General features: G+C 61.6%; 8 protein-coding genes. 6 read left to right on the forward strand and 2 right to left on the reverse strand.

The genetic code is table 11. The features are described from left to right. Positions 1-8 precede the first annotated feature (8 nt). Together CAF79_RS17665 and xthA are read right to left on the reverse strand one after the other, a co-directional pair. Positions 9-1,343, reverse strand: a complete 1,335-nt coding sequence (locus CAF79_RS17665) for a substrate-binding domain-containing protein (RefSeq protein ID WP_085699256.1) — start codon at positions 1,341-1,343, stop codon at positions 9-11. Between the two features lie 172 nt (positions 1,344-1,515). Continuing rightward, positions 1,516-2,328, reverse strand: coding sequence for an exodeoxyribonuclease III (gene xthA / locus CAF79_RS17670; RefSeq protein ID WP_085699063.1), 813 nt, complete (start codon positions 2,326-2,328; stop codon positions 1,516-1,518). Between the two features lie 174 nt (positions 2,329-2,502). Between xthA and CAF79_RS17675 the strand changes: the two genes are divergently transcribed. From CAF79_RS17675 to CAF79_RS17700, 6 genes are all read left to right on the forward strand, one after another. Then, positions 2,503-3,153: an N-acetyltransferase gene (locus tag CAF79_RS17675; RefSeq protein ID WP_007951503.1), complete on the forward strand. Its 651-nt coding sequence runs from the start codon at positions 2,503-2,505 to the stop codon at positions 3,151-3,153. A gap of 66 nt (positions 3,154-3,219) precedes the next feature. After that, positions 3,220-4,947 (forward strand): autotransporter assembly complex family protein, encoded by a 1,728-nt coding sequence (locus CAF79_RS17680; protein ID WP_085699065.1) that lies wholly within the window; start codon positions 3,220-3,222, stop codon positions 4,945-4,947. Continuing rightward, positions 4,944-8,618 (forward strand): translocation/assembly module TamB domain-containing protein, encoded by a 3,675-nt coding sequence (locus CAF79_RS17685; RefSeq protein WP_085699067.1) that lies wholly within the window; start codon positions 4,944-4,946, stop codon positions 8,616-8,618. Before CAF79_RS17680 ends, CAF79_RS17685 begins: the two co-directional genes overlap by 4 nt. A 279-nt stretch (positions 8,619-8,897) precedes the next feature. Further along, positions 8,898-9,380 (forward strand): MarR family winged helix-turn-helix transcriptional regulator, encoded by a 483-nt coding sequence (locus tag CAF79_RS17690; RefSeq protein ID WP_085699069.1) that lies wholly within the window; start codon positions 8,898-8,900, stop codon positions 9,378-9,380. Further along, positions 9,370-10,839: an efflux transporter outer membrane subunit gene (locus CAF79_RS17695; RefSeq protein ID WP_085699071.1), complete on the forward strand. Its 1,470-nt coding sequence runs from the start codon at positions 9,370-9,372 to the stop codon at positions 10,837-10,839. The genes CAF79_RS17690 and CAF79_RS17695 overlap by 11 nt, the downstream gene beginning before the upstream one ends. A 15-nt stretch (positions 10,840-10,854) precedes the next feature. Further along, positions 10,855-12,057: an efflux RND transporter periplasmic adaptor subunit gene (locus CAF79_RS17700; protein ID WP_085699073.1), complete on the forward strand. Its 1,203-nt coding sequence runs from the start codon at positions 10,855-10,857 to the stop codon at positions 12,055-12,057. The last annotated feature ends 20 nt before the right edge of the window (positions 12,058-12,077 follow it).

A 12,077-nucleotide genomic window follows, 5' to 3' on the forward strand; every position in this document is an offset into this window, starting at 1 on the left:
TTCGACGCTCAGTAAACCCACACCTCAACCCGCCGATTCTTGATCCGGCCTTCATCCCCGCTGTTGGTCGCCACCGGCATCAGCGCGCCAAACCCGCGCACTTCGCGCAGTACCACGCCGTTTTTCACCAGCTCCCGGCGTACCGCCATCGCCCGCAGCTTCGACAGCAAATCCGCCCGTGCCGGGTCGTCCTTGGCGTCGCCGAATCCCACCAGTGTTATCGCACGGTCAGTCTTGTCGTGGTGCTTTATATAGTCGAACACCCGGGCCAGATCCTGGCGGGCCTTGTTGTCGAGGCTGGCGCTGCCTTCTTCGAAGCGGAAGTTCACCGTCAGACGCTGGGCGTGGCGGCTGAGGGATTGATAACCCTCGGGCATCAGCGCATTCGGCGTGACGGCGATGGCCTGCACGGTCTGGGCGATAAAACCGTTGGCCGCGACAATTGCCTGACCCCGACGACTCTGCGCAAACTCCACCAAGGCCTTGGCCCAGGGATTGTTGCTGTCGGGTGGCAGATAGAAGAACAGCCGCCGCGACAGCGGATAGTCTTCAGTGGCGATCAGGCTGGCGAGTGGCAGCATCGCCTGGGATTGCCCGTCGACAATCGCCACGGCCTTGGCCTGACGCACGTAGGGCAGGCCGATGAAACCGATGGCCTGCGGATCTGCACTCACGGCGTCGGACAACTGCTCGCTGGATTCAAACCGTTTCGCGGCATTGCTCAGGGATTTCCCACGACGGCTGAGAACCAATTCCTTGAACGTGTCGTAGGTACCGGACTGATCATCCCGCGCATACAGATGAATCGTCCCACCCTTGCCGCCGACGTCGTCCCACGTCTTCGCCTCGCCGCTGAAGATCCGCGCCAATTGTTCGGTGTTCAATTGATTCAGCGGGTTGGCGGGGTGAAGGATGATCGCCAGGCCGTCGATGGCGATGACCTGCTCGGCGTCAGGGCTTTTCAGATCGCCCCGGGCTTGCAGGTTCAGCAGTTCGCTGTCCTTGATCGGGCGTGACGAGGCGGCCAGATCGGCGCTGGCGTTCTTGAGTGCAGTGAAACCGGTACTCGAGCCGTGGGCGGCGATCTCCACGACAACCCTTTGGCCTTGGGCCGTCAAGCCGACGACTCGCTGTTCGTTGGCGGTGTCCGGGGTTTCGCTGTGGACTTTCAACAGTCCCTGGTCTTGCAGCAGGCCTTCCACCAACGCCGGGCCGAGGGCCGCGCCAATGGTGTTGGAACCCTGGATGCGCAATACCGGGCCGTTCTCGGGAATGGGCAACGCTGCAACCGCAACCTGCAGCCAGGCGCTGAGGAGTAAGACGAACAGAGCACGCAGGGTCATGCCGGCACCGATTGCAGCCACGGGGATTGCCGGGGAGATTAAGTCAGGCGCATGACCAAAACATTACAGCTGAATCAATGTGGGAGCGAGCTTGCTCGCGATTGCGGTGTGCCAGTCAAGCTTTTGCAGCCTGACACTCTGCTATCGCGAGCAAGCTCGCTCCCACAGGATCTCAGCTCAATTCAAGCCAGATCGGCGCATGGTCCGAAGGCTTTTCCATTGCGCGCAGTTCATAGTCGACACCGGCGGCTTTCACCCGTGGCAGCAAGCCGTGGGACGCCAGAATCACATCGATGCGCAGACCACGCTTCGGCTCGTCTTCAAAGCCACGGCTGCGGTAGTCGAACCAGCTGAACATGTCGGTCACGTCCGGGTTAAGGTGACGGAAGCTGTCGGTCAGGCCCCAGTTTTTCAGGCGGGCCATCCACTCGCGCTCTTCCGGCAGGAAACTGCATTTGCCGGTTTTCAGCCAGCGCTTCATGTTGTCCGGGCCGATGCCGATGTCGCTGTCTTCCGGGGAGATGTTGACGTCGCCCATCACCACCAGCGGTTGTTCATTGTGGAAATGGCTTTCCAGCAACGCCTGCAAATCGCTGTAGAAGCGCTGCTTGGCCGGGAACTTGGTCGGGTGGTCGCGGCTTTCGCCCTGTGGGAAATAGCCGTTCATGATTGTCACCGGCACGCCGTTGGCGTCGGCGAAAGTGCCCCAGATAAAGCGTCGCTGCGCGTCTTCTTCATCGGTGGCGAAGCCTTTGTGCACGGCGATCGGTTCCTGGCGCGAGAGCAGGGCAACGCCGTAATGGCTTTTCTGGCCATGGAAATACACGTGATAACCCAGGGCCCGCACTTCTTCCAGCGGGAACTGGTCGTCGTGGACCTTGGTTTCCTGCAGGCCGATGACGTCCGGCTGATGCTTTTCGATCAGCGCCGCCAGCTGATGCGGACGGGCCCGCAGTCCGTTGATGTTGAAGGAAACGATCTTCATGGTCGGCAGTCCTGGCAAAAGGGCGATGCTAGCTGACATGTAGGATCTGGGCCAGCGTGGCGGTAGTCCATATGCGCTGCTAATGTCTTTCGGGTGTGGGAACGATCCCTTCAGCCCAAGGCTCGTATAACAAGAACGGGGCCTGTCGAGTCCTGTCCAGGGAGAATCACCGTCATGCCTGAAACCCAAACTGCCATCGCCGACATCCACATGCTCGACCGCGGCTATTCCCGGGAAGCGCGATCCCTTCTTTATCAGGCGTATCGCCACGAGCCGACTTTCGCTTATCTGTTCGAGGCCGAACGTCCGGGTTACGAGCAGCGGGTGCGCGCGACGGTGCGGGAACTGGTCAAACAGCATTTCCTGCAGGATCTGCCGGCTATCGGGCTGTTAGTTAACGACCGCTTGATCGGCATCGCCCTGATCGCGCCGCCGCAACGGCGTCTGGGCGTCACCGAGAGTTGGGCCTGGCGTTTGCGCATGGTGCTGAGCACCGGTTTTCGCTGCACCCGCCGTTATCTGGAATACCACGCCGCTGTCGAAGCCTGCGTGCCGACCGACTCGGTGCACATGCTGCCGCTGCTCGGTGTGCACCCACAATTTCAGGGCAAGCATTTCGGCGAACAATTGTTGCAAGCGGTGCACAATTGGTGCGCGGTGGACGAAAGTTCTCAAGGCGTGATCCTCGACACCGGCAACCCGCGTTATCTGGAGTTCTACAAGCGTCAGGGTTACGAAGAAATCGGCGAAGTCGCTGTCGGCCCGGTGCGCGAGCACGTGTTTTTCCATGCCAACCCGCAGGTGTTACAAACTGCAACGGGATAACCATCGAACTTTTTCGGAAATTTCCTCTTCTATCACGTTCCCAAGCCCGTGATAGCATCCGCGCCTATGAAGTTTCCAGGAAGATTTACCAGTGGCGTGCTCATGCTGTTAACCAGCTGCGCGGCGCTGGCGCAAAGTGAATTGGATGTGCGGATCAAACCGTCCAACGATGAACTGAAAGCCAATATAGAAGGCTATATCGGCAGCCTCGGCGATCGTGACGAAGAAGCCTTGCAGCGCTTCAGTCGCGGCGCCGAAGAACAGGCGCGCAAGGCCGCCCAGGCCTTGGGCTATTACCAGCCGCAGATCGAAAGTGACGTCAAGGGCGGCGAAAAACCGCGACTGGTGCTGAACATCGATCCCGGCGAGCCGATCCGCCTGCGTAACGTGACCGTGCGCATCGACGGCCCGGCGGCCTCCCTCAAATCCTTTCGAGTCCCGAAAAGCGACGTGCTCAAGCCCGGCGCGGTGCTCAACCATGGGCGTTACGAAGACGCCAAACGCCTGATTCAGAACCAGGCTTCGCGCTATGGCTTCTTCAGCGGTCGTTTCACCAGTCAGAAATTGATGGTCGATCCCCGCGCCGGGGTCGCCGACGTCGAACTGATCTACGAAAGCGGCCCGCGTTATGCGCTGGGCAAAGTCAGTTTTGAAGGCGACACACCGTTCGATGAAGACCTGCTGCAACGCATGGTGCCGTTCAAGGCCGGCGAGCCGTATGATTCCGAGCTGATCGCCGAACTCAACCGCGACCTGCAATCGAGCGGTTACTTCGAAGGCGTGCGGGTCGACGCCGCGCCGACCGCCGCAAAAAACGACGTGATCCCGGTGGACGTCAAACTCGATACCCGCAAGCCGCGCACCATGGGCCTGGGTCTTGGTTATTCCACCGACGTCGGCCCGCGAATCAAGGCCAACTGGACCCGTCACTGGGTCAATCCGCAGGGCGACAGTTATGGCTGGGAGGCCGAACTGTCCGCGCCACGGCAGAACGTCGGCCTGTTTTACGACATCCCGCTCGACCCGCCGCTGACCGACAAGCTGCGCTGGGCCGGCGGTTATCAATACGAGGACATCGACGGCTCCGACACCCTGAGCAAGCTGCTGACCTTCGGCCCGGAATGGCACAGCAAACTGCCGAGCGGCTGGCAGCGGGTGATCTCTTTGAAATGGCAGCGCGAGGAATACCAGCTCGGTGACGACTCCGGCCTGAGCACCTTGCTGATGCCCGGCGTCAGCTATTCCTACCTCAAGAGCGACAACCGCATCGATCCGCACAATGGCTATCGCCTGACCTTCGAAAGCAAAGTGGCGAAAGAAGGCCTCGGCTCGGACAACAACCTGGTTTACGGCACGGCGCTGGTCAAAGGCTTGACCACCGTGTTCGACAAGCACCGTTTGCTCGGCCGGGTACAGGTCGGCGGCAGCGCCACCAACGGCTACAAGTCGGTGCCGCCGTCACTGCGCTTCTTCGCCGGTGGCGATCAGAGCGTGCGTGGTTACGACTATCAGAGCCTGTCCCCGGAGAACTCCGAAGGCGACCGCATCGGCGGGCGCTACATGGTGGCCGGCAGCGTCGAATACCAATACTCGATTGCCGAGAAGTGGCGCGTGGCGACCTTCGTCGATCAGGGCAACTCCTTCAACAAACTCGAACTGCCGAACCTCAAGACCGGGGTCGGTATCGGTGTGCGCTGGGTCTCGCCGGTGGGGCCGATCCGCCTCGACCTGGCCCACGCGCTGGACGACGATGGCGGCATCCGGCTGCACTTTTCCATGGGGCCTGAGCTGTGAAGCGTGGTTTGAAAATGTCGGCGCTGGCGCTGTTGTCGCTGGTGCTGCTGATGGTATTGAGCATTGCCGTTGTACTCGGAACGCAGGCCGGCAGCCGTTGGGTGTTGGGACTGGTTCCGGGCTTGAGCGTCGACAATTTCCAGGGTCGCCTCGGCGGGCAGTGGAGCGCCGATCACCTGTTGTGGCAGCAGGACACCAGCCGCGTCGAACTGGACAAGCCGATCTTCGAATGGTCGCCGCTGTGCCTGACGCGCATGACGCTATGCATCGAACAGCTCAAGGCAGATACCGTCAGCCTGCAATTTCCGCCGAGCGAAGAAGTCACCGAAAGCGGTCCGATCAAACTTCCTGATCTGCAATTGCCCGTGGCCATCGAGTTGGGCGACGTGCAGGTCGGCAGTCTGCTGTTCAACGGCAGTGAAGAGCTCAAAGGCCTGCAACTGGCGGCGCACTGGACCGCCAAAGGCCTGCAGATCGACAGCGTGAAACTGCAGCGTGACGACTTGAGCCTGAATCTGTCCGGTCTGTTGCAACCGACCGGCAACTGGCCGCTGAACATCGCCGGTGATCTGACCTTGCCGTCGCCGGCTCCCGAGCCGTGGACGCTGGCGCTGAAAATCGACGGCGACCTGCTGAAAACCCTCAACCTGCACGCCGACAGCCGTGGCTACCTCGACGGCCAGTTGAGCGGCGAGCTGCAACCGCTGGTGGAAAACCTGCCGGCCAATGTGCGGATCACCTCGGAGGCGTTCAAGCCGAGCGCCGACCTGCCGGACACCCTGCAATTGAATCAACTGGTATTGACCGGCGAAGGCGACCTGAAAAACGGTTACCAATTGCTCGGCAATGCGACGCTGCCTGCCGAGAAAGGTCCGATGGCGTTGCTGCTCAAAGGCAAGGTCGACGCCAATGGCGCGCAGATCGCCGGCCTCGATCTGACGGCCAGCGACAAGCAAAGCCTCAAGCTCACCGGTTATGTCGACTGGAGCAAAGGCCTCAGTGCTCAGGCCAACTTCAATTGGCTGGATTTTCCGTGGCATCGGCTGTATCCGGAAATCGACGAGCCGCAGGTCACGTTGCGTACCTTCACGGGCGAAGTCTCCTACACCGACGGTCAATACATTGGTAACTTTGCCGCCGCTGCAGATGGGCCGGCGGGGGCGTTCACCCTGAGCAGTCCGTTCAGCGGCAATCTCAAGCAGGTCTTCCTGCCACAGCTGAAACTCGAAGCCGGGCAGGGCAAGGCCGAAGGCCATGTGAACGTGCAGTTCGCCGATGGCATCGCCTGGGACACCGCGCTGGAACTGTCGGCGCTCAACCCGGCGTATTGGGTCGCGGAATTGCCGGGCACGCTGGCCGGCCCATTGAAGAGCAAAGGCGAAATGAAGAACGAGCGCCTGAGCCTAAATGCCGACCTCGATCTGAAAGGCAAACTGCGCGGCCAGCCGGCGATCCTGCAAGCCAAGGCCGACGGCGCCGGCGAGCAGTGGAATCTGAATGCCCTGCAAATCCGTCTCGGCGACAACAGCATCAACGGCAAGGGCAGCCTGCAACAGAAGCTTGCCGGGCAGATCGATATCAAGCTGCCGCGTCTGGCCCAGCTCTGGCCGCAGTTGCGCGGGCAGATCAACGGTCGAGTCGATGTCGCCGGTACGCTGAAAGCACCGCAAGGCAAGCTCGGCCTGCAAGGCTCGCAATTGGTGTTCCAGGACAACCGCCTGCAAAGCCTCAACCTCGACGCCACCCTCGACAGCGCGCAGCGGGCGAAAATCGATCTGAAGGGTAGCGGCATCCAGGCTGGCGACACGAACCTGGGTGTGTTGACCGTCAGCGCTCAGGGCGATATCAAGAATCAGAAGCTCAACCTCGACCTGCTCGGGCCGAAGCTGAAACTCGCGCTGGGGCTGGACGGCAACCTGGACAAAGGCAACTGGCGCGGGCGTCTGGCCAGCGGCGATATCCAGGCCGGCGGTCAGGACTGGAAGCTGCAAAACCCGGCGAAACTCGAACGTCTGGCCGACGGCAAGATCAACTTCGGCGCCCATTGCTGGATGTCCGGCAATGCCAGCCTGTGCGGCGAAGACCAGCGGTTGATGCCGGAGCCGAAGCTGCGTTACCACCTCAAGCAGTTCCCGATCGAAAGCCTGGCGCAATGGCTGCCCAAGGATTTCGCCTGGCAGGGCAAGCTCAATGCCGACCTGCAGCTGGACCTGCCGGCCAGCGGCCCGAACGGCCAGATCAGCGTCGATGCCAGCGGCGGCACCTTGCGCATGAAGGAAAAGGATCAGTGGCTGGACTTCCCGTACCAGACCCTCAAGCTGACCAGCAAACTCACGCCCAAACGCATTGACACTGACCTCAATTTCGTCGGTGGCAAACTCGGTGAGCTGATGGTGCAGGCGCAGCTCAATCCGCTGCCGAAGAACAAACCGCTGAATGGCTCGTTCCGTCTCAGCGGGCTGGATCTGTCGGTGGCCCGGCCGTTCGTGCCGATGGTCGAGAAACTCACCGGGCGCCTGAACGGCAGCGGCACGATTTCCGGCGGCCTGCTCGCGCCGCTGGTCAACGGCACCGTGCAACTCAGTGACGGTGAAGTGTCCGGCCCGGAACTGCCGTTGCAGTTGCAGGATCTGCGACTGCAAGCGGTGATCGCTGGCGAATCGGTGCGCCTGGACGGCGGCTGGAAAAGCGGCAAGACCGGGCAGGGCAGCCTCAGCGGCAACGTCGCATGGGGCCAGGCGCTGGTGGTGGATCTGGCGCTCAAGGGTACGCAACTGCCGGTCACCGTCGAGCCCTACGCCAAGCTTGAAGTGGCGCCGGACCTGAAGATTTCCATGGCCGGCGAAGAACTGGCGGTCGCCGGCAAAGTGCTGGTGCCCCGAGGCGAAATCACCGTGCGCGAGCTGCCGCCATCGACGGTGAAAGTCAGCGATGACACGATCATCGTCGGCGCGCAGACCGAAGAGGGCAAACCACCGATGGCCATGAAGATGGACATCGACGTGGTGGTCGGCGAGGACAAACTGAGCTTCGCCGGGTTCGGCCTGACCGCCAACCTGCAAGGTCACGTGCACATCGGCGACAACATGGACACCCGTGGCGAACTGTGGCTCAACGACGGTCGCTACCGCGCCTATGGTCAGCGCCTGACGGTGCGTCGCGCGCGTCTGCTGTTTGCCGGGCCGATCGATCAGCCGTATCTGGACATCGAAGCGATTCGCCAGACCGATGACGTGATCGCCGGCATTCGCTTGAGCGGCAGCGCCGAGCAGCCGACTACGCAGATTTTTTCCGAGCCGGCGATGAGCCAGGAGCAGGCGCTGTCCTATCTGGTGCTGGGGCGTCCGCTGAGCACCACCGGCGAGGACAACAACATGCTCGCGCAGGCGGCGCTCGGTCTGGGTCTGATGGGCAGTTCCGGGGTCACCAGCAGTCTGGCCAGTGATCTGGGCATTCAGGACTTCCAGCTCGACACCCAGGGCAGCGGCAACACCACCAGCGTGGTGGCCAGCGGCAATATCTCGGAGAAGCTCAGTTTGCGTTATGGCGTCGGTGTGTTCGAACCGGCCAATACCATTGCCTTGCGTTACAAACTGAGCAAGAAGGTCTACCTCGAAGCCGCCAGCGGCGTGGCCAGTTCGCTGGACATCTTCTACAAGCGGGATTTCTAGCCCGCTTTTTCCATCGCCGGATTGCCTGATCGTCCCCACGCCCAAACACCTGATCGTTCCCACGCTCCGCGTGGGAATGCCTCAATGGACGCTCCGCGTCCGCTGTTGAATGGGACGCGGAGCGTCCCGGGCTGCATGCCCACGCAGAGCGTGGGAACGATCTCGTGCGGTCAGTTATCGCCTAATTACAAAGCAGCCTAACTATTGCGTTGACATTCGCTGCCTAGGCAGTAACATCTCGACATACATTCACTGCCTAGGCAGTTATTAGGTGCGTACATGAAGCATTTCACCCCGGATGAATTCAAGCATTGTCACCTCGGCCTGTTGCTCGGCCGTGCAGCCTTGCTCAAGGACAGGATCATCGACACCCACATGGAACCCCACGGCATCACTGCCGCGCAGTTCAAGGTGTTGATCATCATGGCCCAGTACGGCGTCGACACCCCGGCCGAGCTGTGCCGGCACCTGTCGCTGGACAGCGGTTCGATGACCCGCATGCTCGACCGTCTGGAGCAGAAAGACTTCCTGATCCGCCAGCGCAGCGAAGGCGATCGTCGTCAGGTGCAGTTGAAGCTCACCGGGCAAGGTCAGGCGCTGGCCGATCGTCTGCCGCACATCGGTGCCGACGCCATGAATGAGCTGGCCGGCGCGATTACTCCGGATGAGTTGAAAACCCTGGAATACATCCTCAAGAAAATTTTGCTGGCGGCTGGTGACCCGATCACCATCCAGCGGTTAGGTGAACACAATGAGCGGTAAATCCTTGCGCAGCAGCCTGACACTGGTGCTGTCGGCGATGATCCTCGCCGGTTGCGCCAACTACAGCGGCCTCGATACCCATGGCAAAAACCTTGATGCGAAAGACCTTAAGGTCGGCCAATCCCTCAATGGCGTGACACTGTCGCCGGCCGCGTGGCCGAAAAGCGACTGGTGGACCAGCCTCGGCGATCCGCAGCTCGACGGTCTGATCCGCGAGGCCCTGAAAGACAGCCCGGACATGCAGATCGCCGACGCCCGTGCCCATCAGGCCAGCGCCGCCGCGTATGCCGCTGATGCCGAGCGCTATCCGACCCTCGACGCCAGCGCAGGCATCAGCCGTTCGCGTCTGGCCAAGGATCAGGACCCGCGAGGGCAGGGCGATGCCTACGCCACCACGCGCAACATCAGCGCCGGTTTCAATTACAACTTCGACCTGTGGGGCGGTCAGCGTGACGCCTGGGAAGCCGCACTCGGTCAGGCCCGCGCCGCCGAAGTCGACCGTCAGGCCGCGCAACTGACCCTGGCTGCCGACGTGGCCCGGGCCTACAGCGATCTGGGTCAGGCGCATATCGTTTATGACCTGGCCAACGAAGACCTCAAGCGCACCAAGCAGATGCTCGACCTGAGCCAGCGTCGTTTGAGCTCGGGGATCGACAGTCAGTACCAGTTCCAGCAGACCCAAAGCCTGGAAGCCAGCTCCGAAGCCAGCCTGATCGACGCCGAAAAGCGCCTGAACAGCGCAAAAATCGCTTTGGCGGTACTGCTCGGCAAAGGCCCGGATCGCGCCAGCGAAATCGCCCGGCCGAAAGTCCTGCAAGCCAGCGCCGTCGCGCTGCCATCGGTGCTGCCGGCCGAACTGCTGGGCCGTCGCCCGGATCTGGTTGCCGCGCGCTGGCGTGTCGAGGCGGCGAGCAAGGACATCGACTCGGCCAAGACCCGTTTCTATCCCAACTTGAACCTGTCGGCTTCCGCCGGTGCCGAATCCTTGTTGGGGGACGCGATGTTCGGTTCCGCCAGTCGCTTCTTCAACATTGCCCCGACGATTTCGGTGCCGATCTTCGATGGCGGACGCCTGCGCGCCAACCTCGATGCCCGCGACGCCGACTACGACCTCGCCGTGGCGCAGTACAACAAAAACCTGGTGAAAGCCTTGGGCGATGTCAGCGACACGATCAACCAGTTGCGTGATATCGGCCGGCAGATCGGCGCCCAGCAGCACGCGACCGAGATTGCCCAGGACTCTTACAACACCGTCGTCCAGCGTTACGGTTCCGGCATCGGCAACTACCTGGACGTGCTCAGCATCGAGCAGCAATTGCTGCAGGCCCAGCGTCAGTTGGCCAACCTGAATGCCGAGCAGATCGACCTGTCGATTCAACTGATGCAAGCGCTGGGCGGCGGCTTCCAGGGGCAAGCCCTGACCGCAGCCAACGCCACCCCAGCCACGCCGCACAACTAATTCAAGGTATTTGTCATGGCCACTGCCGAAAACACACAAGCTCAAGACAACGCACAGGACACTGGCAATCCGCGCAAACGCAAGGTGATGCTGCTGGTGCTGGCCGTTGTGGTTGCCCTCGCCGGTGCCGGTGTCTGGGCGTATCACGAATTCATCGGGCGCTGGAGCGAAAGCACCGACGACGCCTACGTCAACGGCAACGTGGTGGAAATCACCCCGCTGGTGACCGGCACCGTGGTCAGCATCGGCGCCGACGATGGCGATCTGGTTCAGGAAGGCCAGGTGCTGATCAACTTCGACCCGAACGACGCCGAAGTCGGCCTGCAAAGTGCCAAGGCCAATCTGGCCCGCACCGTGCGTCAGGTGCGCGGTCTGTACAGCAACGTCGACGGCATGAAGGCTCAGGTCAACGCGCAACAGGCCGAAGTGCAGAAAGCCCAGGACAACTTCAACCGGCGGAAAAATCTCGCGGCCGGCGGGGCGATTTCCCAGGAAGAACTGTCCCACGCCCGCGATGACCTGACCTCGGCACAGAACGCTCTGGCCAATGCCAAACAGCAACTGAAAACCACCAGCGCGCTGGTCGATGACACTGTGGTTTCCTCGCACCCTGACGTGATGGCCGCCGCCGCGCAACTGCGTCAGGCCTACCTGACCAACGCTCGCAGCACCTTGATTGCGCCGGTTACCGGTTATGTCGCCAAACGTACCGTGCAACTCGGCCAGCGTGTGCAGCCGGGCACCGCACTGATGGCGGTGATTCCACTGGATCAGCTGTGGATCGACGCCAACTTCAAGGAAACCCAGCTGCGTGACATGCGCATTGGCCAACCGGTGGAGATCGAGTCGGACATCTACGGCAGCGACGTGAAGTTCAGCGGTACTGTCGACAGCCTCGGCGCAGGCACCGGCAGCGCGTTCGCCCTGTTGCCGGCGCAGAACGCCACCGGTAACTGGATCAAGATCGTGCAACGGGTGCCGGTACGGATTCACGTCAACGCCGAAGAACTGGCCAAACACCCGCTGCGCGTCGGTCTGTCGACCAATGTCGAGGTCAACCTGCATGACCAGAGCGGTCCGGTACTGGCCCAGCAGCCGCCGCAAAAGGCTTCGTTCAGCACCAACGTCTACGACCGTCAATTGGCCGAAGCCGACGCGATGATCACCCAATTGATCCACGACAACAGCGCGGCGGTCAGCAAGACCGCGCAACGCTGATCCCTTCCCCTGTGGGAACG

This window comes from Pseudomonas sp. B26(2017), from assembly GCF_002113045.1.
Classification (GTDB): Bacteria; Pseudomonadota; Gammaproteobacteria; order Pseudomonadales; family Pseudomonadaceae; genus Aquipseudomonas.

What these genes read in the sequence shown, in the direction of transcription:
- CAF79_RS17695 (WP_085699071.1), top strand. Translation starts at nt 9,370, where the DNA reads ATGAGCGGTAAATCCTTGCGCAGCAGCCTGACACTGGTGCTGTCGGCG.
- CAF79_RS17665 (WP_085699256.1), bottom strand. Translation starts at nt 1,343, where the DNA reads ATGACCCTGCGTGCTCTGTTCGTCTTACTCCTCAGCGCCTGGCTGCAG.
- CAF79_RS17690 (WP_085699069.1), top strand. Translation starts at nt 8,898, where the DNA reads ATGAAGCATTTCACCCCGGATGAATTCAAGCATTGTCACCTCGGCCTG.
- CAF79_RS17700 (WP_085699073.1), top strand. Translation starts at nt 10,855, where the DNA reads ATGGCCACTGCCGAAAACACACAAGCTCAAGACAACGCACAGGACACT.
- CAF79_RS17680 (WP_085699065.1), top strand. Translation starts at nt 3,220, where the DNA reads ATGAAGTTTCCAGGAAGATTTACCAGTGGCGTGCTCATGCTGTTAACC.
- CAF79_RS17675 (WP_007951503.1), top strand. Translation starts at nt 2,503, where the DNA reads ATGCCTGAAACCCAAACTGCCATCGCCGACATCCACATGCTCGACCGC.
- xthA (WP_085699063.1), bottom strand. Translation starts at nt 2,328, where the DNA reads ATGAAGATCGTTTCCTTCAACATCAACGGACTGCGGGCCCGTCCGCAT.